This is a genomic window from Microvirga sp. GCM10011540 (assembly GCF_042650665.1).
Taxonomy (GTDB): Bacteria; Pseudomonadota; Alphaproteobacteria; order Rhizobiales; family Beijerinckiaceae; genus Microvirga; species Microvirga lenta.
Genome location: NZ_JBHSBQ010000142.1, coordinates 39,705 through 63,428, shown reverse-complemented (window position 1 = coordinate 63,428; position 23,724 = coordinate 39,705). Strand labels below are relative to the sequence as shown.

18 protein-coding genes are annotated in these 23,724 nt (G+C 58.9%); 4 read left to right on the top strand and 14 right to left on the bottom strand.

Annotation, left to right across the window (positions count from 1 at the left end):
• Window positions 1-41 precede the first annotated feature (41 nt).
• From urtA to ACFOYU_RS23960, 10 genes are all read right to left on the bottom strand, one after another.
• Window positions 42-1,331 (bottom strand): urea ABC transporter substrate-binding protein, encoded by a 1,290-nt coding sequence (gene urtA, locus ACFOYU_RS24005; protein WP_377035501.1) that lies wholly within the window; start codon window positions 1,329-1,331, stop codon window positions 42-44.
• A gap of 279 nt (window positions 1,332-1,610) precedes the next feature.
• On the bottom strand, window positions 1,611-3,383 hold the full coding sequence (ftsH, locus tag ACFOYU_RS24000) for an ATP-dependent zinc metalloprotease FtsH (RefSeq protein WP_377035500.1): 1,773 nt from the start codon (window positions 3,381-3,383) through the stop codon (window positions 1,611-1,613).
• A 182-nt stretch (window positions 3,384-3,565) separates the two neighbouring features.
• Complete coding sequence (locus ACFOYU_RS23995; protein WP_377035499.1) at window positions 3,566-5,086, bottom strand: succinylglutamate desuccinylase/aspartoacylase family protein; 1,521 nt, start codon at window positions 5,084-5,086, stop codon at window positions 3,566-3,568.
• A gap of 67 nt (window positions 5,087-5,153) precedes the next feature.
• Window positions 5,154-6,161, bottom strand: coding sequence for an ABC transporter ATP-binding protein (locus ACFOYU_RS23990; protein ID WP_226741705.1), 1,008 nt, complete (start codon window positions 6,159-6,161; stop codon window positions 5,154-5,156).
• Window positions 6,154-7,134 carry an ABC transporter ATP-binding protein gene (locus tag ACFOYU_RS23985; RefSeq protein ID WP_377035498.1) on the bottom strand — a complete coding sequence of 327 codons (981 nt, stop codon included), beginning with the start codon at window positions 7,132-7,134 and terminating at the stop codon, window positions 6,154-6,156. The genes ACFOYU_RS23990 and ACFOYU_RS23985 overlap by 8 nt, the downstream gene beginning before the upstream one ends.
• Window positions 7,131-7,952 (bottom strand): ABC transporter permease, encoded by an 822-nt coding sequence (locus ACFOYU_RS23980; RefSeq protein WP_226741523.1) that lies wholly within the window; start codon window positions 7,950-7,952, stop codon window positions 7,131-7,133. Before ACFOYU_RS23980 ends, ACFOYU_RS23985 begins: the two co-directional genes overlap by 4 nt.
• A 9-nt stretch (window positions 7,953-7,961) precedes the next feature.
• Complete coding sequence (locus ACFOYU_RS23975; RefSeq protein WP_377035497.1) at window positions 7,962-8,897, bottom strand: ABC transporter permease; 936 nt, start codon at window positions 8,895-8,897, stop codon at window positions 7,962-7,964.
• 85 nt (window positions 8,898-8,982) lie between these two features.
• Window positions 8,983-10,530, bottom strand: coding sequence for an ABC transporter substrate-binding protein (locus tag ACFOYU_RS23970; RefSeq protein WP_377035562.1), 1,548 nt, complete (start codon window positions 10,528-10,530; stop codon window positions 8,983-8,985).
• Between the two features lie 156 nt (window positions 10,531-10,686).
• The gene (locus ACFOYU_RS23965; protein ID WP_377035496.1) at window positions 10,687-12,369 is read right to left on the bottom strand and encodes an amidohydrolase; all 1,683 of its coding nucleotides are present in this window, start codon (window positions 12,367-12,369) and stop codon (window positions 10,687-10,689) included.
• 70 nt (window positions 12,370-12,439) lie between these two features.
• Complete coding sequence (locus ACFOYU_RS23960; protein WP_377035495.1) at window positions 12,440-13,912, bottom strand: M81 family metallopeptidase; 1,473 nt, start codon at window positions 13,910-13,912, stop codon at window positions 12,440-12,442.
• Between the two features lie 184 nt (window positions 13,913-14,096).
• Between ACFOYU_RS23960 and ACFOYU_RS23955 the strand changes: the two genes are divergently transcribed.
• From ACFOYU_RS23955 to ACFOYU_RS23945, 3 genes are all read left to right on the top strand, one after another.
• On the top strand, window positions 14,097-15,011 hold the full coding sequence (locus tag ACFOYU_RS23955) for a LysR family transcriptional regulator (RefSeq protein WP_377035494.1): 915 nt from the start codon (window positions 14,097-14,099) through the stop codon (window positions 15,009-15,011).
• A gap of 82 nt (window positions 15,012-15,093) precedes the next feature.
• Complete coding sequence (locus ACFOYU_RS23950; protein WP_377035493.1) at window positions 15,094-16,419, top strand: murein L,D-transpeptidase; 1,326 nt, start codon at window positions 15,094-15,096, stop codon at window positions 16,417-16,419.
• Between the two features lie 68 nt (window positions 16,420-16,487).
• Entirely contained in the window at window positions 16,488-16,853 is a 366-nt protein-coding gene (locus ACFOYU_RS23945; RefSeq protein ID WP_226741517.1) for a hypothetical protein, read from the top strand.
• A gap of 289 nt (window positions 16,854-17,142) precedes the next feature.
• On the opposite strand, the gene ACFOYU_RS23940 is transcribed toward ACFOYU_RS23945, so the two are convergent.
• From ACFOYU_RS23940 to ACFOYU_RS23930, 3 genes are all read right to left on the bottom strand, one after another.
• Window positions 17,143-17,448: a hypothetical protein gene (locus ACFOYU_RS23940; RefSeq protein ID WP_226741516.1), complete on the bottom strand. Its 306-nt coding sequence runs from the start codon at window positions 17,446-17,448 to the stop codon at window positions 17,143-17,145.
• Window positions 17,449-17,485: 37 nt separating this feature from the next.
• Entirely contained in the window at window positions 17,486-18,526 is a 1,041-nt protein-coding gene (locus tag ACFOYU_RS23935) for an alpha/beta hydrolase (protein WP_377035492.1), read from the bottom strand.
• Between the two features lie 148 nt (window positions 18,527-18,674).
• Entirely contained in the window at window positions 18,675-20,006 is a 1,332-nt protein-coding gene (locus tag ACFOYU_RS23930) for a polysaccharide biosynthesis/export family protein (protein WP_377035491.1), read from the bottom strand.
• Window positions 20,007-20,348: 342 nt separating this feature from the next.
• Here ACFOYU_RS23930 and ACFOYU_RS23925 point away from each other — a divergent pair, with 342 nt between their 5' ends.
• Window positions 20,349-20,996: an acetoacetate decarboxylase family protein gene (locus ACFOYU_RS23925; RefSeq protein ID WP_377035490.1), complete on the top strand. Its 648-nt coding sequence runs from the start codon at window positions 20,349-20,351 to the stop codon at window positions 20,994-20,996.
• Window positions 20,997-21,084: 88 nt separating this feature from the next.
• Here ACFOYU_RS23925 and ACFOYU_RS23920 read toward each other — a convergent pair whose 3' ends face one another.
• On the bottom strand, window positions 21,085-23,361 hold the full coding sequence (locus ACFOYU_RS23920; protein WP_377035489.1) for a CDC48 family AAA ATPase: 2,277 nt from the start codon (window positions 23,359-23,361) through the stop codon (window positions 21,085-21,087).
• Window positions 23,362-23,724: the final 363 nt, after the last annotated feature.

The following is a 23,724-nucleotide window of genomic DNA, read 5'->3' as shown; positions in this document are numbered from 1 at the left end:
CTGCGAGGGCGGAGAGATCACCGCCCCCGGCGTTCAAGAACTTAGGCGCCGCACTTTTTCGTGACGGTGTTGTAGTTGCCGCACTTCAGGGTTTTCCAGTCGGCGATCAGGTCCTTGGATCCGTCCAGGAACTTCGACCACGCATCACCTGGCACGAGACCTTCGGTTTCCCACACCACATCAAACTGGCCGTCGTCCTTGATCTCACCGATGAACACGGGCTTGGTGATGTGATGGTTCGGCAGCATTTCGGAAACACCGCCGGTGAGGTTCGGAACCTGGACGCCTACGATCGCGTCGATCACCTTGTCAGGGTCCGTCGTTCCTGCCTTCTCGACAGCCTTCACCCACATGTTGAAGCCGACCACATGGGCCTCCATCGGATCGTTGGTGACGCGCTTGTCTTTCTTGGTGAAGGCCTTCCATTTCTCGATGAAGGCCTTATTGTCGGCATTGTCGATGGATTGGAAGTAGTTCCAGGCCGCAAGGTGGCCGACGAGAGGCTTGGTGTCGATGCCGGCGAGTTCCTCTTCACCCACCGAGAAAGCCACCACCGGAATATCCGTCGCCTTGACGCCCTGGTTGGCCAGTTCCTTGTAGAACGGCACGTTGGCGTCGCCGTTAATGGTGGAGACGACAGCTGTCTTTTTGCCGGCGGACCCGAATTTCTTGATGTCGGCGACAATGGTTTGCCAGTCGGAGTGACCGAACGGCGTGTAGTTGATCATGATGTCTTCGGATTTCACGCCCTTGGACTTCAGATATGCTTCGAGAATTTTGTTGGTCGTGCGGGGGTAGACGTAGTCGGTGCCCGCCAGAACCCAACGCTCCACATTTTCTTCCTTGGCAAGGTAGTCGACAGCGGGGATCGCCTGCTGGTTTGGCGCCGCACCCGTGTAGAAGACGTTCCTTTCGCTCTCCTCGCCCTCGTACTGCACCGGATAGAAGAGGATGCTGTTGAGTTCCTTGAAAACGGGGAGCACGGATTTGCGGGAGACGGAGGTCCAGCAGCCGAACACGGCCGCAACCTTTTCATTGCTGATGAGCTCGCGAGCCTTCTCGGCAAAGAGCGGCCAATTCGACGCCGGATCGACGACGACAGCCTCCAGCTTCTTGCCGAGGAGGCCGCCCTTCCTGTTCTGCTCCTCGATGAGCATCAGCATGACGTCCTTGAGCGTCGTCTCGCTGATTGCCATCGTCCCCGACAACGAATGCAGGACGCCGACCTTGATCGTCTCCTGCGCCGTCGCGGAGCCGACTGTGCCTCCCGATACGAGCGCGGCTGCCGCCAGCGCCAACATGTTGCGTCGAGTCAAATTCCATACCGACATCAGCCTCTCCCTTGCGTGCGCTGCACCGCGTGCAGCCCCAAAGGACATAAGCAAGAAACGTGCCAGTATGAGTTTCGATGGAAGGCCCGGCCGTAAATCGGCAGGCTTTGCCAGGAGCTGGCCAAACGAAGTGGCTTATTGCCCAGAAAAGAAGCGGGCGCTCAAAAACAAGACACTTGGGCGTCAACGAGCGCGGACGGAATATGTTCCGCCCCGCGCGGTGAAGCAATATGGTCTGCTCGTCTGTTGCGCCATCTAAGGGCGCGTCTTTGCGGAGGCTTAAGCGGCCATCCGCTCGTCCGCCAGAGAAACGATGCGGCGAACCTCATCGCCATCAATCGTTTCGCGCTCCAGCAGCGCCTCCACAAGAGTGTCCAGCGCGCCTCGATTGTGCTCGATGCACGTTTTGGCGGCAGCATACATCTCTTCAATGATCCGGCGGATTTCGCGCTCCACCTCTGGGGGAAAGCTGTCGTTCGATCGCGAAACCCGAACCATGCCAATGGCAGAGCTCATACCCCATTCGGTGACCATTCTTCGCGCAATGTCCGTAGCATGAGCAATATCGCTGGCCGCGCCGGTCGTAACCCTCTTGGGGCCGAACACGAGTTCCTCGGCAGCCCGGCCGCCCATAGCAACGATCAGATCCGCCTCGAGCTTCTCGACAGGAATGCAGTGACGGTCATGATCCGGCAGGCGCATGACCAGACCTAGAGCCTGCCCATGAGGCACGATGGTTGCGCTATGAACCTTGTCGGATCCAGGCGTCAGGCAGGCACAGAGGGCGTGGCCCGCCTCGTGCACGGCGACGAGCCTGCGCTCCTCGTGGGTGACGGCGAGGGATCGCCTCTCCAGGCCCATGATGACCTTGTTGCGGGCCGCCTCCAGATTTTCACGAGTGATGGCGAGGTTACCTTCACGTGCAGCGAAAATGGCGGCCTCGTTCAGCAGATTGCCGAGGTCGGCACCGGAGAAGCCGGGCGTACCCTTGGCAATGGAGCTCAGGTCGACACTCTCTGCGAGTGTTACTTTTCGGGCGTGAACCTGAAGAATCGCCTCTCTTCCCGCAATATCGGGAAGGCCGATATGAACCTGGCGGTCGAAGCGGCCAGGACGCAGAAGGGCCGGATCGAGCACATCAACACGGTTGGTCGCCCCGATGACGATGACTCCAGCCGTCGTGTTGAACCCGTCCATCTCGACAAGGAGTTGATTCAGGGTCGACTCGAACTCGCGGTCGGCAGCGGATCCCCCTCCCCCACGCTTGCGCCCGATGGCATCAATCTCGTCGATGAAGATCAGACACGGGGCCCGCTTGCGTGCTTGCTGGAACAGCTTCGAAACGCGGCTCTTGGCGATGCCGATGAGTGGGGCCGAGAAATCGCTGCCAGAAACGGCCAAGAACGAGACACCCGCCTCGCCGGCCAACGCCTTTGCGATGAGTGTTTTGCCTGTCCCAGGAGGGCCGACCATAAGAAGGCCTCGCGGAATGCGGGCGCCCACCTTCGTGAAAGCCTCCGAGTCCCGCAGAAAGGCAATGACTTCCTGCAATTCCGCCTTCGGCTCGTTCTGCCCTGCCACATCGTCGAAGCGATCGGGAATGTTCCTGATCACACGGGGCCACCGGGCCGCCGGGTTGAAGTCCGTCTGGACGGCGAGTAGCGCAAGAACCGCCACCACCAGGACCAGAGGGACGACGAAGCCTGCGATACCGGATGCATCGATCCCAGGCTTCGCGAAATCCACCTCCACGCCGGACGATGCCAGGCGGTCAAGGTAGGAGGCGCTCAGGAGCTCACCGGGGAGGCGCACGAAGGCTTCTTCATCGGAGAGATGAACGGTAAAGCCGCCCTCCTCGATCAGCACCCGTTCGACCTTTCCAAGGCCCAGGTCCCGTGCGAACTCGGAATAAGTGATCTCGGCAACCGGATCCGACATCATTCGAGGTGCAACAATCGCAGTTACGACTGCAAGAGCGACAAGAATTGCTGAACAAACGGCCACGCTTCTCTGGCGAAGCGTTCTTCTTATTTTTTCCAGAACGATGGTCACAGGCCGAGCCCCCAAAGCGCAGGTATGGACTTACTGTCCCTGAGACGCTCTCTAGTCTGTTTTGCGAAATGCCGCAGTACGGCGAAATGGCACGGTTACCCTTCGGCGCAGAGGGATATATACCTAAATGCCGTATTGCCACAGGTGGGCGAAAGGAAGTGCCGTTTCCAGGAGCTCAGCGCCTATGAGGCCAGAACGCGGGAGCTCGCCACGCCGAAATAGCACAAGCCGTCCCCGGGCTTGGCGCTCGCGTTCGGAAAGATAATGAACCCGTCACGCGGCGCCGTCAGAACCTCCCCCGCGCCCCTTCTGACCAAGGCTTGCCCCTCCGCTATTGCGTCCCCTGTCCTCCAATTCCCCTCAAGCCGATCCCCTTCGGCCTCGCAAATCAGAACGTCGACGATCTGGATGACAGTGCTCGCCGTGACCTTAGGGACGGGCGCATCGACGAGGCCGAGATGGGCTAGGGCGTTGACGATGGCCGAATAGCCAACCTCGACCGCCTTGGGATCGTCATGCGAACCGCATTCCAATGTCACGCCATAACCGCCCGAAAAGCGCATGTATTCCGTCGTGCCGACACCTTCGGAACTGGCCCTGTTGGAATAGCCAAGCCGAATGCGTTCCTTCAGGAAACGCCCGTACACTTCAAGCCAGCCATGGATGACGACCGTCGTTCCAAGCCTCGCAGCGAGCTCACCTTCAGCCTCCGCGAACCGAAATGGCTCCACAGGACCGGAATTATTGAGCGGCCCGGCAAAAACAAATGGTTCGCCGGCACCTCTGAACGAGTGGATATCGAGCAGAACCTCATTCTCCCGCAAAAGTGCACAGAGGCGATTGCCGATACGGTCTTCATAATCCTCGGGGATCGTCTTCTCGCGCAGATCGCGGTTCAGGTTCCGGTCGCCTTCCCTGGTTCGCTGGCGATAGGCCTTCAGATTGGCGACCGGCAGGAACGTCACTTCGCCCCTGCGGATTGCCAGCTTTCCAGTGCGGCAATCGGAAATCGCACGCAGAATGGCCTGTGTCCCGCACGGCTCGTTGCCGTGGACCGCACCCGTCACGAGGAGTTTCGGACCAGGCTGAATGCCGATGAAGCGCACCGTCTCCAATGGCCCCTCCGGATCGGAGGCTGGGAGCGCCGTTGTCTCAGCGAAATCGATATCGATGACCATCCCGGGCTCCAGCCGCCGAGCAAAGTCGAGCATCTTTTCCCGGGGAACGCCGACGCATCCCGCGGTGCCGCTCATATCGGACCGGGCAGCATGGATGAAAATGGCGCTACCGCGCCCGAATTCAGGAATGGAGTCGTTGAAACCTATCGGCACGATCACGTCGAAAAGACGCTCGCTCCGGTGCCGGACCAACCTCTCGTTCATGCGTTCATCGTTCGGCGAGAAGACGAGCCGGTTATAGTCGGGCCCCTCCTCTTCCCAGACCATATCGTCCGACAAGGGCACGAAGGGAAACGCGAGATCGCGCGGAAAGTCGGGCAGCGTAGTCTGGTCGAAAAGCCCATAGCGGAGCGGGAAGACACCGATGGGCGTCCGCTTGTCGCCCTCGCGCTTCAACGAGGCCTGAACGAGCGCTTCAGATCCGATGGTGCACGGGATGGTCCAGTCCCCGATTGTAAGCGTAGCGAGGTGAGGCGCCTCCCCATAACGAGGAGCACGAACATGAATCCTTGGAATGCGCGTCATCGCAGGTCTCTCTTGAAGAGCAACTTCCACCACCTGCCGTCATGCAGCCGGCTCTTGCCTTTCAGTCTCACGCGAGCAGCGCCTTCTCCGGCATCCCGATTTCGCCAACACGTCGGCACCGGACAAGATGCCCTTTCCCAACTTGGCGAAACTCGGGTGTTGAGGGCGCGCGGCAAATATCCCGCGCCTCAGGGCAGCGTGGGTGGAAGCTGCAACCGGTAGGGAGGTCGAGCGGGTTTGGAATCTCACCCGTGATCTTCGCTCCCCTGCTGCGTCTGAACGGGTCTGGAATCGCCGAAATGAGGGCCCGCGTGTACGGATGCTGCGGATTCGTGAAGATTTCCTCCCAGCCTCCCGTCTCTACGATACGACCGAGATACATGACAGCGACACGGTCGCTCATGTGTTCGACCACACCGAGATCGTGGCTGATCATGATGTAGGAGAGGCCAAGCGTTTCCTTGAGCTCCAGCAGCAGGTTGATGATCTGCGCCCGAATGGAGACGTCGAGTGCAGATACCGGCTCGTCCAGGATGATGATCTTCGGCTCCAGGATCAGCGCGCGCGCGATGCCGATGCGCTGACGCTGCCCTCCCGAGAACTCATGCGGATACCTTTCGGCATGCTCCGGCCTCAAACCGACCCGCTTGAGAATATCGGCCACGCGCCCCTCGATCTCGCTTGATGCCGAAATGCCGTGGAGGCGGAGGGGAGCTTCGAGGGTCCTGCGTACTGTCTGACGGGGATTGAGCGATGAATACGGATCCTGGAACACCATTTGGGCAATGCGCGCCCTCGCCTTCCGCCCCGCACTCGCTCCTGAAACATCTTGACCATCAAGGATGATCCGCCCACGGGTCGGCGCCTGAAGTCCCAGAATGGACAGCGCAAGGGTCGATTTTCCGCAACCGGACTCTCCGACAAGGCCAAGGCACTCGCCGCGCTTCAACTCCAGATCGACGCCATCTACTGCATGCAGGAGCCGCCTCGGTCCGCCGAACAAGCCGCCGCCAAGCGGAAAGTGGACCGCGAGATCCTCAATCCTCAGGATCGTATCACCAGTGTTTTCATTCATGATGGTGGCACCGTACGAAACCGCCACTGTTCAGTGGGGTCGCTGCAGGATCGTTGGCTCTGCAGATATCACTGGCCGCGTAGCAGCGGGGATTGAAGCGACACCCGGTCGGAAATGCCGCAACGGGTGGAACGACGCCAGAAATTTCCTTGAGCCGTTGCCGGCCATGCCGGGACCTTGCACCGAGCAGCGGCAGGGAGGCTACGAGCCCACTTGTGTAAGGGTGGCTCGGAGCCCGGAACACATCCTCGGCAGCACGTTCCTCAACGAGCTTTCCCGCGTACATGACTCCGACCCGGCGACACATATTCGCGATCAGGCCCAGATCGTGGCTGATCATCAGCACCGCCGTTCCCTTGGCGGCGGACAGGTCACGGATAAGGTCGAGTATCTCGGCCTGAACCGTCACGTCCAGGGCTGTCGTCGGCTCGTCCGCGAGCAGAAGATCCGGCCCGCAGGCCAAGGCAATCGCAATCATGACCCGCTGGCGCATGCCGCCGGACAGTTGATGAGGGTAGTCTTTGACCCTCCGGTCCGGTGCCGGAACCCGCACGCTTGCCAGCGCCTCGACAGCGAGCCGCTCGGCCTCCCGCCAGCTGGCCCCTTTGTGCAGCACGAACATTTCCGCGATCTGCCTCCCCACGGGAGACAGGGGGTTGAGCGCCGTCATCGGCTCCTGAAAGATCATCGAAATGCGATTGCCACGCAGTTTCCGCATCTCGGAAGCTGAAAGGCTTTGGATCTCGCGCCCATCGAAGCGAATGGTTCCACCACCGATGGCGAGCGGATCACGCAGGAGGCCGATGAGCGCCAGAGCGGTGATGCTTTTGCCGCAGCCAGACTCACCGACGAGCCCCAGCGTTTCACCATGCCCGATCGTGAAGGAGACATCCTGCACGGCGGCAAACTTCTTGTTGCCGAGAGCAAGATCGATCCTGAGGTTCTCAACCTCGAGAAGGGGTTTAGCCGTCATGCGCGCCGTGCCCTCGCTTGAGGATCGAGGATATCGCGCAGCCCGTCACCCAGCAGGTTCAAGCCCAAGACGGTCATGAAAATCGCGAGCCCGGGGAAAATAGAGATCCATGGGGCCGTAGTGATCTGGTCCCGGGCGTCCGACAACATGCTGCCCCAGCTGGGGTAAGGTGGGCGGATGCCGAGGCCAAGGAAGGACAGCGCAGCTTCGGCGAGCACCGCACCGCCCATGCCGAGAGTGCCGATGACGATGATGGGACCGAGCATATTGGGCAGGAGCTGCGTCAGCATGATGCGCAGATCACCATATCCCAGCACCTTTGCCGCCTGCACATAGCCTTGGCTCTTCAGCGAGAGAGCCGATGCGCGCGCGAGCCGGCAGGTAAACGACCAGTTCGTGAGGCCGAGCGCGATCAGCAAGCTCGTCAATCCAGGGTTCAGGATCGCCATGATTGCAAGAGCGAAGATCAGGGAGGGAATGGCCAGCATCATGTTGGTCAGGCCATTCACAAAGTCGTCCCACCAGCCACCCCAGTAGCCGGCGGAAAGACCGAGGCACACGCCGATGACGGTATTGATGAGCTGCGACACGATGCCGACCGTGAGCGAAATACGAGCTCCGTAGAGAACACGACTATAGATATCGCGACCTTGGGCATCGGTGCCGAACCAGAATTCCTGGCCAGGCGGCTCCTCCGCATACATCAGATTGGCATCCATCACTGGGTCGGTGTGAGCCAGCCAGGGAGCGAAGATTCCGGCAATGACTACACCGGCGAAAAGCACGCCTCCAATCAGGAGGTTGGCTCTGAGCTTCATGTCATAGCCTCAGGTATACTTGATGCGCGGATCGATGATGGCACAAAGCACATCGACGAGCATGTTGATGAGAAGGAACAGCAGGACGATCACGAGAATCGAACCCTGAACGACGGGGATGTCCCGCAGAGTGACGCTGTCGACCAGCAACGAACCGAGTCCAGGCCAGGAGAACAGCTTCTCGACGACCACAGCCTGACCGATAACGGTACCGAACTGAAGACCGATCGTCGTCAGTACGATCACAAGGGTGTTCCGGGTAAGATGCCATCGCACGACCTTGCTCTCGCTCATTCCTTTGGCGCGAGCCGTGCGGACGAAATCGGCGTTCATGATTTCAAGCACCGCAGCCCGCGTCGTGCGCGCCAGAAGCGCCAATGGCGCGACACCAAGGGCGACGGCAGGCAAGATCAGATAGCGGATGCTGCCGTCTCCATAGCCGAAGCTCGGCAGCCAACCAAGCACGAGCGCGAAGAGATACATCAGCATCAGGCCAAGCCAGAACTTCGGAAGTGACAATCCCGACACGGCACCGATCATGGAAAGTGTATCGATCCATCCGCCGGGCCGCAGGGCTGCGATGAACCCCAACGGCACTCCGACGGCTATCGCGAACAACATGGATGCAATCGCAAGCTGAGCGGTAGGCCAAAGGCGCTCGGCAATGACATCCGCGACCGGCTGGCGCGTCCTGAAAGAGGTTCCTAGATCGAACGTCGCCAACTGGGCGATGTACTTGCCGAAGCGGACGTAAACCGGATCGTCGAGACCGAACTCCTTGTTCATCCGCGTCATGACTTCGGCGTCCAGGACACTCCGTCCGTCGTCGCTCATGCTCGATGCGAAAGTGCCCGGAATGACACTGAACATCACGAAGATCAGAGCTGCAACAGCCAGAATGATAGGCAATGTCTGCAGCAATCGCCGCACGATGAAAGACAGCATACAACGCTCCGGCCTGACGCTCTGGTGTTTGGTCCCAGAGCGTCAGGATCTGCAGTTTACTGTGAGTGCTTGCGAAACCTGCCGCTTACTTTGCGGCTGGCGAGGACGCCTCGACCCAGATGTCCTCGTAGTTCTGGATCGCCAGTTCGGTTGCGTTCGGCTGCAATCCCTTGATCCAAGGCTGATACGCCATGACAGCCTTGTTGTAGTTGAACCACCACATAGGCGCTTCTTCACGGAGGATCGCGTTAGCCTTCTTCAAGTTCTCGATCCGCTTTGTGGCATCGTCCGTCGCGGCCGCTTCATCGAGAAGCTTGTCGAACTCGGCATTCTTGAACTGGGTGTAGTTACAGGCCGTTTGCGGCGTCGCCGAGTGGAAGCACTTGAGCGAGGTCAGAGGGTCCGGACCCGAGGTGTTAGACCAGATGAAGGCCTGGTAATCGCCGCTACGTGCCACCTCCGACAGCACGGTGCCCTCGACCGGCTTGATCTTGACCTTGACTCCCACCTTTTCGAGCATGGGAATGACGGCTTCGACGATCGGAATTCCCCAGCTCTCATTCGATGTTGCCGTCCATTCGAACTCGAAGCCTTCCGGATACCCCGCCTCCGCGAGCAGCTTCTTCGCCTTCTCAGGGTCGTAGGCGTAAGGCTTCATATCCTTGTCGTATGCCGGCGATGAGATCGGAAGCCAGCTCGTCGCGCGGTAGGCCTTGTCCTTCACGAGCCGCTTGATGATGAGGTCCGCATCAATGGCGTGATTGATGGCCTGACGGACACGCTTATCGGAGAATGGCTTGAAGTTCGGGTTCATTCCCATGATGCGGGTATAGACCTCGGGAACCTCGAGAATGCCCTTCGAGAGTTCCGGATCCGCCTTGTAGGCGACATACTGGGTTGGCCCGAGGATCGACGCGTCGATCTCCTTGTTCCGGAATGCGACGTCACGTGCCGAAGCTTCGCCCATGATCGAGATCGTCACCCTGTCGGCATGAGGCTTGCCGGGCTTATAGAACTTCTCCCAGCGCTCCGCGACCAAGCGCGATCCGGGGACGTACTCGACGAACTTGTAGGGCCCCAACCCGATAGGCTTGGAGTTGAAACTGTCCTTGCCTGCCTCGTCCGCAGGATAGATGGAGGTCATGGCCTGATAGAAATTGAAGCCAGGATCAACCTTTTCGGTCAGGGTCATTTCGATGGTGAAGTCGTCGATCTTCTTGAGACCGGAGATTTCCTTCGCCTGCCCCTTCTCGACGTCGATGGCACCCTTGATGATGCGCACGTAGCGCGCGCCGGGATAGGCCTTTGCGCCATCCATCAATCTGGTGAAGGTCCAGATGACATCGTCGGCGGTCATTTTACGCCCGTGATGAAAGAATGCGTCGTCTCGCAGCTTGAAGGTATGCACGAGACCGTCGCCTGAAACCGTGACCTCCTTCGCCAGTTCGAGAACCGGCTTATTGGCGTTTGCGTCCCAGTTGTAGAGCGCCCGGTGGATGGCCTTCGCCCAGATCTCGTCCTGAGCCCGATTGGACGTGTGGATGTCGAGGTTCGCGAAGCTCGATCCATACGGTGCCGTGAAGCGGATCGTACCGCCCTGACGTGGTGTTTCGGCATAGGCGCCGGTACTCATGGTAAGAGCTAGCGCTGTGGTGATGACGAATTTCTTGAGCACGGCTGATCCTCCAAAGCTGTGACATCTGCGGACGTGCCGGCGATATGCCGGCCCGCAAATAGTTCATACACCCGTCGATGCAGTTCGACGTCCAGGCGCGTTCCCCTTTATGTTCTAAGAGACGCCGAGACGATCATGAACGATCGAACCTCCTCGGATCGTAAGATCGCATTGGGTGTTGTCAAGAATATCCTCTGGCGAGGCGGTCAGAAGATTTCGCGAGAAGACTGCGATGTCCGCCAACTGACCCGGCACCAGGCGCCCTTTCACGTTCTCCATCTTCTGCGAGAATGCGCCATACTCGGTGTAAGCCTGAAGCGCCTCCTCTATCGAGATGCACTCGCTCACATCCATCACTGTTCCCTTCCATGTCTTGCGTGTCAGCATTGCATAGAAATTCGGGAACGGATCAGGTTCGCAGACCGGCGCATCGCTGCCGGTTGCAGGCTTCAGGCCGAGATCGATCCACGTCTTGAACGGATAGCTCTTCAATCCCCGCTCTTCGCCGAGCACGGAAACATAGGCGTCTCCGAAGTCATAGACGAATACCTGTTGCGGGCATGGATAGATACCAGCTTTCACCATCCGGTCGTGCTGCTCCGGCGTGGAGAATCCGGAGTGCTCAATCCGGTGACGCCTGTTCGGGTCGGGAAACGCGGCAAGAGCTCGCTCATAGGCGGTGATCAACTGCTCGATCGCCGCATCTCCAATGGCATGACAGGCTAGTTGATACCCCTTGGCGTGAGCGTCCATGACAAGTTCATTCAGTTCGTCGTCGGACATCATCTGAACACCGGTCGTGGCATCCTCGCCCAGGTAGGGCTTCGACATCCAAGCAGTGCGGCCGCCGGCGGAACCATCGAGGAAGAACTTGATGGCTCCGACCATCAGCATGTCATCTCCCGTACCCGAGATCAGTCCAGCTTCATAGCATTGCGGAACGATCGTCTTGTCAGGATCGCCCAGCAGCGCCAGCCAGGTACGGACGGGAAGCCGGCCTTCGCGTTTTGCTCTGTGGTAAGCCGCAATCTCGCCGAAACCGCCCCGTTGTCCGACAGCCGCATCCATGCAGCTGGTGATGCCGTACGACAAGAGGTGACGGCCACCTCGCTCGATGGCGGCGACGAGTTCGTCCTGCGTTGGCGGAGGAATGACTGCCCAAACAGGCGCACGGGCGTTCTCCGCCAGCAACCCTGTGAGGCGGCCATTCTGCTGCTCGATCAGACCTCCCGGAGGCGTCGGCGAACTCTCATCGATTCCTGCCAATTCCAAGGCCTTGGAATTGCAGATCGAGATATGTCCGCAGGTGCGTACCAGCATCACAGGATGGTCTGGAGCCGCCTGATCGAGTTCGCTCCGATGGGGATGGCGCTCTACATCGAGCTTCGTCTGATCGTACCCGCGGGCGAGGATCCATTCGCCGGGACGTGTCTTCGAAGCCCGCTCCTTGATCGCGGAAAGAAGCGATTCAAGCGTCGGTGCGGTGGTTGGCTTTGCATCCACCCAGTCCATCATCATTCCGAGGGAGATCAGGTGGAGATGCGAGTCGTTTAGTCCGGGTGTGGCGAGACGACCTTTCAGGTCGATTATCCGCGTTGCCGGGCCGGCTAGACTGGCGATGTCAGCATCGCGCCCGGACGCCAGAATCCGGTCCTGCCAAATTGCGACCGCCTCAACGACACCCTCATTTCGGCCGCACCAGATCGGACCGTTTCTGAGTATGATGTCCGCGATTGGGCGAGCAGTTGCTTCTCCCGACCGATCGGATGCGAGGGACTGGCTAACAGCGATATTCATGCAAGCTTCCTGGTTACTGACGTCGGCCGGAGAATGATGCTTCCTTCCGGCAGTCTACGGCAAGATGTCCTCAAATGGCGTCCAGAGGCCAAATCGGACGTCTGATGTTCTTGTAGGGGCGATCCTTGAAATTGCGCGTCGACAACGCACCGGTATCGACTTCAAGGACCTCTCGCGCAATCGGCTCGAAGGCTGCACGGAAGTGCTGCATCGACTTCACGATGAGGGTCGATTTTCGAGTTGGATCGACTCCGAGGGACGTGAACTGCCCAAGGTCAGTGGCTTGACCGTTATGACTGATCACGATGATTTCCACTCCGCCGACCCGGAGCAAAAGGCTCAGACCATAATTGCGACGGGCACCGCCCCCCATCGGGCCGTAGGCGATGAAGGATCCATCGGTGATTGCAGCGACATGGCCGGTGATCTTGAGAGGACCTCCTCCCATCGTCGGATCGGTCTTTCCTCCCAGTTCGAGCGTCACCCGATTGCCAACCCCAGCCGCCTGCGCCTGCAGCACCGCCTCGGGATCGCAGATGGCATGGAATCCGACATTCTGGAGATCCGCCTCGAGCACGGCCTTGAGAAGAGCGGTGGCATCCCCATAAGCGCCGGAGCCGGGATTGTCGGAGTAATCTGCAATGATCAGAGGCTTTACGGCTCCAGCCTCTTCGGCTTTCGCCTTGGCGATGGCCTCAGCGAGTGGCGTGAAATGGATCGACGAGAATGTTCTCTGCTCCCAGGCATAGTCCATGAGCTCCTCGGCGATTACCTGGGCCGAGGCTCGATCATTGCCAGTGACGGCAATGGACGGTCCGATGTCGTGAACGTCGGCAGAGGAGAATCCGGCTTGGACGCTGACGACAAGAGCCTTTCCTGATACCTCTATCTGGTCACCTCTTCGGAGCAGTTCCATCATGGGAGGGGACGTGGTGCGCCCTCCATCCAGGGCATACAGGATGGGGCGGCGGGCAAGAGCCACTCGAGGCGTTACTACACCTGCCATGGCCTTCTCCAGAAGCTCCGCAGCCTGCCAAGTTCGTTCGTACTGATCGATGTGGGGATAGGTCCGGTATGAAATCAGCGAGTTTGCATTGTCGGCCATTCGCTGCGTCACGGTCGCATGGAGGTCGAGCACGGCGATAACGGGCACGTCAGGCCCGACACGCGACCGGATGCGGGCGAGCAACTCACCCTCGCCATCATCGTGGCTTTGAGTGGACATCGAGCCATGAAGGTGAAGCAGAATTCCGTCCATGCCATCGCAAGCATCCAAAATTCGCTTCGTCAGGGCTTCGAAACACTCGTCGGTCACCCTGCCAGATGGATTGGCCGAAGCAGCGATTGGGTGAACGACGTCCCACCCGAACTTCTCCGCCGCTTCAAGGGCCGCACCGATGGATGTCCGCGTCCCACGAAATGCCGGCAGGATTTCGTCGCCAAGATAGTAGCTGGAGTTCTTGAAAGCTTTCTCGTCCGTCAGCTGAACACTGAACGTGTTCGTCTCATGCATGAATTCTGCAACCAGAACGCGCCGTCCCATCTCCGCCCATCCCCTTATATCAGCCACACGAACAAGTGCGGTGCCCCGAACCCAAGCGACACTTTGTTGCGCCAACCCGAGTTTCTTCGGAACTCATTTTCGCGGATGGTGACAAACGAGAAAGAATTCTCCAAATATCATCTTTCACTCAATCGATCCATTTTTGATATGGATAGAGGGAACTGTGACATTATCTCTCCGTCACGTAGAGGTTTTTCATGCCGTTATGTCGGCGGGTGGCGCCACTCAGGCGGCCAATCTCCTGCGTACGTCTCAGCCTACCGTGAGCCGGGAACTGAAGGAGCTTGAGAGACTCGTCGGCTTCCCACTCTTCACCCGCAAAGGCAGACGCCTTCTTCCAACCGAGGCCGCGCTCTCATTGCACGCTGAGGTAAGACGCTCTTTCGTAGGGCTCGAGGAAATAACTCGCACCGCCGATGCCATCCGTGCGAATGCCTCCGCGCACATCAAAATCGCCTGTCTACCGGCTTACGGCTCCACATTGCTTCCTCCCGTGTGCCGCAGTTTTCTCGGCAGTCACGACGCCCTTCGTCTCAGCATCCACTCCGTCGAGCAGGGGGCAATCGCAACCGGCCTTTCCACTGGCCACTACGACATCGGTATCCTTGAGGCTGCCCCAGCTTTGGAAGGAATAGAATCCACCATTATCGACGTTGGCGAGGAGCTCTGCATTCTGCCGAAAGGTCATCCTTTGACCAGGAAAGCCGTTCTTGAGCCGTGCGACTTCGAAGGCGAAGATTTCATCTATTTTTCTGCAGACGACGCTTACCGGAGAACGGTCGATGACATTTTCCAGCAGCATGCTGTCACTCGGCGCCTGCGTGTCGAAGCGACCACAGCTACCTCTATCTGCTCCCTCGTCTCCCAAGGCCTTGGGGTTTCCATCATCAATCCAATCAGCGCACTTTATTCCCTGGATAAAGATATAGAACTGCGCCGCCTGTCGGTGTCCATTCCATATGTAATTGGAATATACAGACCGGCGAACAGGCAGTATCCCGATTTGGCGAGGCGGTTCGGAGAGTACTGCATGGCGTCTCTCAACGACATCAGGCGGAGGATAGAGGAAGTTCTTTAATCCTTGGAGCACCTCACGGAATATCGCAGCGTTTTATAAACCCTCGTCAGCCATAGTCGGACGGTGACGCAGGGTCATTATAATGAAATTTCATCATGTTCTGGTTTCAAGTTTTCTATGCTGCACCTGTTTCATGGCAGCACCTGCCCTCTCCCGTGAGAGCACGCCAGCCGCTGCACCGCAGGAATCCGTCTTGCCTACTTCCGTAGCGGTGCGGGAAGTTCAAGCGCCCGACAGGAGCAGGCCAATTCCTGCTCCTGTCTCGATTTCACAGGATCCTCGCCCGACTCTAGATGCGACAACCTTCATCAATACGATGCGGGCAGCATGGACATACAAGCGCATCGCCGAAGCAGGCGGTTGGCCGGTCTTGCCCCCCAACACGGTCCTGCAGAGCGGGGACAAGCATCCCCTGGTCGCCGTTCTCCGCAAACGACTTTCACTCGAGGGAGACCTGCCATCTGACAAGATCGGCAGCGATGTTGTCGACGCCGAGCTTACAGCAGCCATCAAGCGGTTCCAAGCGCGTCATGGCTTACCCGAGTCCGGCGCTATGCGTGAAAAGACCCTTGAGGCGTTGAACGTGTCTGCGCTCACCCGACACCGGCAGCTCGCCACATCAGCCCAGAGACTGATGGGCACGACTTTCCCATTCGGCGAACGCTATGTCGTGGTCAATATTCCTTCCGCCACGGTCGAGGCCGTCGAGAGTGGCCAGGTTTCGAGGCGCTACGTCGCGATCGTGGGAAAAGCTGACAGACCCTCCCCGACGCTCGAAACCCGCATTTCCGCCGTCAATCTCAACCCGACATGGACGGTTCCAGTATCTCTGATCAAGAAGGATATCATTCCGCATGTGCGCAGGGATCCTTCCTATCTCGACAAGATGAAGATTCGCATTCTGGACGCGAAGGGGCAGGAGATCGATCCGCAGTCTCTCGACTGGTCGACCCAGAAGGTGGCCAGCTATACCCTGCGGCAGGATCCGGGTGTGCTCAACTCACTCGGCCAGATCCGCATCGACATGCCGAATAAGGAAGCGGTCTATATGCACGACACGCCTACGAAGCGGCTCTTTGCGCAGGATTCACGCTTCCATTCATCGGGCTGTGTTCGTGTCGCGGATATCGCCAGCTTTGCGGAGTGGTTGCTGCGCGACACATCGGGCCCCGCAGGCGGTTGGACGAAAGCCGCAATCGAGACTGCAATTTCCTCGACAGTTCGACAAGACATCAGACTTGAGAAGCCGGTCCTGGTCACCTGGGTGTACCTCACCGGGTATGCCACCAAGGATGGCACAGTACATTTCAGGAAAGATGTTTATGGGCTTGATGATCCCAGGCCCGAACCGGATGCTCAAATCCTCGACGTGCCGGCAACCTCATCGATTGCCCCCAGGCGCTCCTGACGGAGAAACGCTGAAGCTCGAAGGCTCGCGGTGCGGCTTCGTTCTCGTGAAGTACCCCTTATGAAATCATGCCCAAGGCATCAGACATGGGTATGAATATGACAGGAGATATTGCAGACGGACTAGAGGCCACAATGATCTGGGTCAGAAAGAACGCCAACAGCTCTGAATGGGCGCAGTTGAAGCAACAGTATAATCAGCTCTCGAACAGCTTAGGTTTGCCTTTCGATATGCTCATGGTTTCAACGCCTCGCCCGAATGACGGTCGGTCCGACGTCTACCTGAGCCTGCCGACGGAAGACCATCTCGCTCTCTTCAAAGGCTTCGATGTTGTACCGGAAAGAGCTCTGCCCACCGAGGCGACCTTAAGCTTCGGTCATCTGGAAGCGTTCAAGGAGCGGTTCTGCTGGTTGGAAGAGGATACCGTCCACTAAGGATGACAGCCAACCTTATTGAGCGAAGTCCTTCTGTCGTAGATGGAGCGATACGCGAAGAGGTGAAGCGTCTGCCGCCAGATGTCCGAAACGACAGGAGCGCGACGTGCATGACGAAAGCGAACGTCTCCTTGAAGTTCATGAAACAACCCCCGCTAACGACAGCGCGGCGCACGTGCTGCGGTGGGTGGGACTGATCGGCGGGCTTGCTCTCTGCGCCTGGGGCATAGCGACGACACTCATGTAGCCGCGCAGGAGACTGCATCTGTTCGTCATGGGTCGCCCGTCGTCACTCGTCCGATGATTGCGTCTCCACGACGGGAGGATCGTCCCAACTGGGCAGCTGCTCAAACGGATCGGCCGGCTGCGTCCTCCGCCCCAGTCCCGAATCCCTGCATCCATTCTCGCAGATGCTTTTCTGAGCGCGCATATTCCTCGCCTCGATACGGCGGTGCTTCCGGTCCTGCTGTTCCAGCACCTCGCCTCGCGTCGTCTCGGACTGGATCAAACTCAGTTGCCGCTCCTGTGCGAAGCTGGACGATGCCAGAGAAACTCCAGCGGCCGCAAGGGCAAGCGATTTCAGCGAGAGCGCCATAGATAAATCTGCTTCATTGTAAGGGTGGTGCGATAAGTTAACGATTTGCCGTCTGCGCGGTCAGGAAACTGGCGATGGCTTCGAAAGCCTCATCTCCCTCCTTCAACAGACCTGGGAAGAAGTAATAACCATGAGGCATTCCTTCCCGCACGAAGTGAACGACTTCCCTGCCGCTGTCCTGCAACTTTCTTACGAAGGAACGATTGTCATCGACTATCGGGTCAGCCGAGCCGGAGATGATGATCGTAGGAGGGTAACCGGCAAGATCCGCGCGGGATGGACTCACGTGAGGGTGAGACCAGTTCCTGCCATGGACGACATAGGCGCCGCGAATGTAACCGACGAAGGCTGTGTCATAGATAATCCCGAGCGGCGCGAGACGCTCGAAGGAGTCGTACTCTTCTACATGGAAATCCGTAATCGGGCACATCAGGACGGCAGCCTCAGGTGGGGCATTGCCCTCATCGCGCAGCTTTATCGGCAGAGCAGCTGCCATATTCCCGCCGGCAGAATCTCCTGCCACCGCTATCCAGGAGGGAAAGCCTCCGAGTTCGCCTCCGTGCTTGCGCAGCCAGCGGAAGACAGTGCAGCAATCCTCGAGACCTGCAGGGAACGGCCATTCCGGCGCCAACCGATAGTTGACGCTCACCACGACCACCCTGCCCTCCCACGCTATGCGGCTGGTGATATATGCGGTGTCTTCTGAGCGACCGACGGTAAAGCCGCCTCCATGCGCATACAGCATGATCGGAAGCAGTTCGGCGCCCGCAGGTCTATAGACCTGGCAGCGAATGGGCCCGAGAGATGAAGGCACGTAGATCTGCGAAACAGTGACTTGCGGATAGAGCTCGTCGGCACTCGGAGGCAGATCCGCAGGATTGATGTCCTCGCTGATATAGCCGCTCCGGACAGGCCGGATCATGATGTCACGCAGTGTCAGAGGTGTCCGCATCTTCGCGAGCAGCCGATAGTAAGGAGCTGCTGGATCGGAATCATCGATATGAGAGACGCCTGGACCGTTGGTGAGCTGATCGACGGCAGCCCGCATGTTCTGCCTGCCGGAAGTATCATCGTTCACAAGACCAGCTCCGCCAATGATTATTAAGCTTTGCGGAGATTAGTCAGCAGCAGCTCGACTTCCAACTGAATAAAGAGCTATCTGATGCCTCCTGAAGGATTAGGCGCATGCTCTGCAGCGCGAGCAATGATGCCAAAGGTCCGAACTGCTATTGCGTTTCCCCAACGGGGGCCTCTTCGACCGGTTTCGTTGCAGCATTCTGGGCCTGGACAACCAGGCTACCGATCAGCGATGGAGGTGCAGGACCTCCAGATCCTTGTTGCCGCACCTCAATGATGTCTCCTGGAGCGAGGCGCGTCCTCATATCGCCTTGAATGAGTTCTTCTTTTCCGCTGCGGGATCTTAAGATCGCAACCGTGTAGGTCGTATCACCGGCCGCTCCCATAAGAGCAGTCCGACTCTGGGTGAGGCGCGCCGCTCGCACCTCTTGAGCAAGCGGAATCGTGATCTCCATTTCCTGCATGCGTGCACGAGCCTCCTGCAATTCGGTGATCGTGCGTCGCATATACTCGTTTTCAGCCTCCTGGATTCGTACCCCGATTTCGCCGATGCTAATTTCTAGACGTGCGATATCGGCCGCGAAGCGCGCGAGATTGCCCTTGTGGCGAGCCTCTTCACGCTGCAGTTCAATCATGGCGTACCTGCGTGCCAAGCCGGTGGACACCAGCTTGTTGTAATCTGCGATATGCTCCTGAAGGAGTTGCAACTGCTTTTCCTCAGCGTCCGACTGAGCCTTCACTCCAGCGATCTCCGCTGTAAGACGGGGCTTCTGATCGCGGAGCAGCCGTAGAGTTTGCTCATGCCCTACCCTCTGGACCGAGAGGATATCCTGCTCCTCCTTGAGGATCCGTGCTACGTCCGGATCGTCGCTCGCATAGGGAGCGCCTTCCGGCAGAACGACCTTTGGCGAGCCCGCTCTTTGCGCCTCCAGTCGCGCCCGCCGGACATAAAGTGCGCGGTGTGTTGCTTGAAGAACTTGTAAACGCTCGTCCGCTTGCAAGAGCTCTGACCTGTTTCCAGCGGCTGCCTGTTCCGCTGCACCGATTCCGCCAGCCAGCGCGACAGCACTCAGAACGGATGCACCGTAACGATATGGGTAGCTCCCCGGTGACCGCACATCTCCGAGAATGTGGATCGGCCGCTGTTCGTTGATCTTGAGGCTGACGACCGCCCGATCCATGTACCCGTCGGCGAGTCGCGCCGCAATCCGCTTCTCGGCTTCGACAAGTGTCAGATCCTGCACCGGTATGGCACCCACAAGGGGAAGGATCACCGCCCCCGATCTATCGACAACGAAATCTCCGGAGAGTTCGGGCTGCTGAAACACAGTTATCTGGACACGGTCTCCAGTGGACAGTTGCTGCGGGCTGGCGTCGCTCTCTGCCAGGACCGGCCGCACGTGCAGGACAGTGGAACCGAAAGCAAGGGCTCCGATGAGAAGGAGAGTAGGCAATCGCAAAGATTGGACCACAGGCGACATCCCTTCGGCTGGTGTTGGCCCCGCAGCCCTTGGATGCGCGGGGCAGGCATAACTCCAGAGCGAAACTGAAGCGAGTAATGTGCGTCCGGAGCGAGCCGATTCATGCGTGAGCGACCGTTCCTTATCGCAGCTTAGAACCTATGGGCCCCGGCGTGGCGACAATTTTGGGCGAGCATCGGCCTCGGCCAAAGTACCTCCATCGGGTTGTTGTCCACTCAAGGTTCCTGACTGCAGGCCCACACTTTCCCAACAGCCCATATTCATCTACGGCCGGTTGCTTCCACGCCATCGAGGGCTACCTATGCATCGAAACGTCCCTGGTCTGTCTCACAAGAGGCAACGTTGTCGACTGATAGCACCTCCAAAGATGCGGACCTGCCCTATCCTCCAGCCCCCTGGCATCTCGTTGGAACCCTTTACGCTTCCCTCTGGTCGATACCTCTGAAAGATCTCCCCTTGCCACTGCCTCCCGGCACCCGTCCGCTCACCCTCTACGGGAGGACCCTGATCGGAACGGCATGGGCCGTTTATGAGCCTCCCGGCACCCTCTCCTATGACGAACTCCTGGTTGCGCTCCGTGTGCAGTCGGACAACAGGACATGCACGTACGTACCGCTCATCTGGGTTGACAGTCCTGCCTCGGTCGCGGGAGCCCGGGCAATGTGGGGCATCCCCAAGGAATTCGCGTCTTTTGGCAAGAGGATCACCGATGACAGCTTCGAAGCCTCAGCGGCGCATGGCGATAACGTATTCGCATCGCTTAATTTTCGTCCGCGCGTCTCACTTCCGGGACGCTGGCCTCTCCGAACGAGCATAGTTCAGACACATGGGGAAGGAGTGAGACTGTCTCGCGCCCGTGCTTCGGCGCGCATCGAGACGGGAAGGGCCGAGTGGCACTTCGCAACTCACAGCCCTCTCCGCTTCTTGGGTAATTACACCCCGCTTCTAAGCGCCCGCCTCTCCGAGATGAAGCTCACGTTCGGTCTCTGAAGAGCCAGTACCTAGCCCAACGCCGATAGCCGATGGGTAAAGACAGCCGTATCACGGACTAGAAACGGGATATCGCCTGCGGATAGGTTTATTCGGCAGCCTGTCTGACAGGAATGAAGCCGATAGGTTGGCGCTGCGGCCCCTCCTGTTTCAACGTTCGGAGCATGTCCTCATACTCGCGCTCCATCTCCGGCGTGACGGAAGGTCTTGTTTCTCTCAGAGCCTGTTCGAAATGATTCATCGTGACGAGCTGAGCCTCGAGAGATTCTCTGAGGGCGAGCAGCCCCGCCCTACGTGTCAGATCCTCCAGGTCTGCGCCCGTGAAACGGTTGGTCCGCTCCGCCAAGATGTCGAGGTTCACGTTCTCTGCCAAGGGCATATTTTTGGTGTGGATGCCAAGAATATGCCTTCGGCCCTTAGCATCCGGCACCGGAACGTAAATCAATTCGTCGAACCGGCCCGGGCGCAGGAGGGCAGGATCGACGAGATTCGGGCGATTGGTTGCAGCCATCACTACGACGCCCTGCAACTCTTCAAGTCCATCCATCTCAGCCAGGATCGTGTTCACCACGCGCTCCGTCACTGCAGGCTCGCCAAGCCCGCCGCCCCGCACGGGTGCAAGTGAATCGATCTCATCGATGAAGATCACCGTTGGCGCCACTTGGCGGGCTCGAGCAAAGAGACGTGACACCTGCTGCTCCGATTCCCCATACCACTTGGACAAGAGATCGGACGATTTCGTCGCCACGAAATTAGCCTGAGCCTCCCTAGCGACTGCTTTCGCGAGAAGGGTTTTTCCAGTCCCCGGAGGTCCGAACAGAAGGAATCCCTTGGCTGGGCGGATACCGATGCGCCGGAAAGATTCCGGACTCTTGAGAGGGAGCTCGACGCCCTCCTGCAGACGGGTACGAGCCTCCTCCACGCCGCCGATATCGTCCCAGGTGACATTTGGGACCTGGATCATGATCTCTCGAAGCGCAGAGGGTTGTATGCGTTTCATCGCATTGATGAAGTCCATCCGCGTGACCTGAAGGTTGTCAAGCACCTCGGCAGGTATTCCATCCTTGAGGTTGACGTTCGGCAGGATCCGGCGCAGCGAATCCATTGCCGCTTCGCGAGCTAGGGCAGACAGATCCGCTCCGACAAACCCGTACGTGGTGCGCGCCACCTCATCCAAGTTCACATCTTCTGCAAGCGGCATTCCACGGGTGTGGATCGCCAGAACCTCGCGCCGTCCTGGCTCGTCCGGGACGCCGATGACGATTTCACGATCGAACCGACCAGGGCGGCGCAAGGCCTCGTCGATGGCTTCACGTCGGTTCGTGGCTCCAATCACGACGATGTTCTGCCGCGGCTCCAACCCATCCATGAGCGTGAGAAGCTGCGCCACGATCCGGCGCTCCACCTCGCCCGTTACTTCCTCGCGCTTGGGTGCGATGCTATCGATCTCGTCGATGAAGATGATTGCGGGGGCATTCTGCTGAGCCTCCTGAAAAACCTGTCTCAGACGCTGCTCAGATTCTCCATAGTGGCGTCCCATGATTTCAGGACCGGCAATGTGGAAAAATTGCGCCTCCGTCTCGTTGGCAACCGCCCGCGCCAGCAGCGTCTTGCCGGTGCCAGGAGGGCCGTAGAGCAGAACGCCCTTCGGGGGATCGATCCCCAGGCGCTGGAAGAGCTCCGGGTGGCGCAGTGGGAGCTCCACCATCTCGCGAACTTGATCGACCGTATTCCCAAGACCTCCGATGTCGTCATACGTGACATCCGCCCTTCGAGCCTCCTTCGGCTCCTCGAACTGCGGGCGAAGTTCGATTTCAGTCTCGGCAGTGACCTGCACGATCCCGCGAGGTTGCGTCGAAACAACGACGAGCCGGATCTCCTGCAGACCATAGGCTGGAATGTTCAGAAGGCTACGCAGCTCTTCCGGCAACCTCGGATCTGTAGCGCGCGGGGAATGTACCGACGTCGAAATTACGTCTCCGGCTGTCAGTGGACGTTGGTAAAACGTGCGCTTCAGGGCCTCGCCCGAACCCTGGAGCCGAAGCCCCTTCTGAGCCGGCGCCAAGACGACGCGACTAGCCGGACGAACCTCGGCTGGCTTAACCTCGACATAGTCACCGCTTCCAACACCGGCGTTGACACGCTGAAGCCCATCGATCCTGATGATGTTCAGCCCTTCGTCCTCGGCATAGGGAGTAACAGCTATGGCCGTGGTGTGCCTTTTGCCGATGATTTCGATGGCTTGACCTTCTTGAAGGCCAAGCTCACTCAGTGCCTTGCGGCTCACCCGTGCAACCCCCCGTCCGGAGTCTCCCGGCCGTGCATTGGCGACCTGAAGGCGTATGACCTGCCCATCGTCTGTCATCGGCGCAATCCTGTATCACTAGAGGGCTAGTTCATCGGGATGGACAGCCAACGGCCAGAAGGCGACCCTCCCAGCCCCACCGGTTCCCCGACGCGTGCTTTTGCAATCGATTCCCGGGAAAAACGTCAGGTCGCTGGATTTGTTGCAACAGCCACAGATCGCTCCAACTGCCAAAGCGACGCATTTGGAGCTTGGTCGTTGCCACGACGCCTCCAGGACCGAATGCAACCACCTTCGATGGCCGCTCCCGCAGAGGAGCATTAGGCAGGTCACCGAGGTTTCATGCGCGATGCCCCTCCCAGTCGATCGGAATCGCTCTGCAAGATCTTCGTCGCAGCGGCTCTGAAGGTTGTCGCCCACATG

Excerpts from the sequence above, each read along its gene's own strand:
- ACFOYU_RS23980 (WP_226741523.1), bottom strand. The coding sequence starts at position 7,952 with ATGAAGCTCAGAGCCAACCTCCTGATTGGAGGCGTGCTTTTCGCCGGT.
- urtA (WP_377035501.1), bottom strand. The coding sequence starts at position 1,331 with ATGTCGGTATGGAATTTGACTCGACGCAACATGTTGGCGCTGGCGGCA.
- ACFOYU_RS23995 (WP_377035499.1), bottom strand. The coding sequence starts at position 5,086 with ATGACGCGCATTCCAAGGATTCATGTTCGTGCTCCTCGTTATGGGGAG.
- ACFOYU_RS23960 (WP_377035495.1), bottom strand. The coding sequence starts at position 13,912 with ATGGGACGGCGCGTTCTGGTTGCAGAATTCATGCATGAGACGAACACG.
- ACFOYU_RS23985 (WP_377035498.1), bottom strand. The coding sequence starts at position 7,134 with ATGACGGCTAAACCCCTTCTCGAGGTTGAGAACCTCAGGATCGATCTT.
- ACFOYU_RS23990 (WP_226741705.1), bottom strand. The coding sequence starts at position 6,161 with ATGAATGAAAACACTGGTGATACGATCCTGAGGATTGAGGATCTCGCG.
- ACFOYU_RS23940 (WP_226741516.1), bottom strand. The coding sequence starts at position 17,448 with ATGGCGCTCTCGCTGAAATCGCTTGCCCTTGCGGCCGCTGGAGTTTCT.
- ACFOYU_RS23930 (WP_377035491.1), bottom strand. The coding sequence starts at position 20,006 with ATGTCGCCTGTGGTCCAATCTTTGCGATTGCCTACTCTCCTTCTCATC.
- ACFOYU_RS23970 (WP_377035562.1), bottom strand. The coding sequence starts at position 10,530 with ATGAGTACCGGCGCCTATGCCGAAACACCACGTCAGGGCGGTACGATC.
- ACFOYU_RS23920 (WP_377035489.1), bottom strand. The coding sequence starts at position 23,361 with ATGACAGACGATGGGCAGGTCATACGCCTTCAGGTCGCCAATGCACGG.
- ACFOYU_RS23975 (WP_377035497.1), bottom strand. The coding sequence starts at position 8,897 with ATGCTGTCTTTCATCGTGCGGCGATTGCTGCAGACATTGCCTATCATT.
- ACFOYU_RS23950 (WP_377035493.1), top strand. The coding sequence starts at position 15,094 with ATGAAATTTCATCATGTTCTGGTTTCAAGTTTTCTATGCTGCACCTGT.
- ACFOYU_RS23945 (WP_226741517.1), top strand. The coding sequence starts at position 16,488 with ATGCCCAAGGCATCAGACATGGGTATGAATATGACAGGAGATATTGCA.
- ACFOYU_RS23965 (WP_377035496.1), bottom strand. The coding sequence starts at position 12,369 with ATGAATATCGCTGTTAGCCAGTCCCTCGCATCCGATCGGTCGGGAGAA.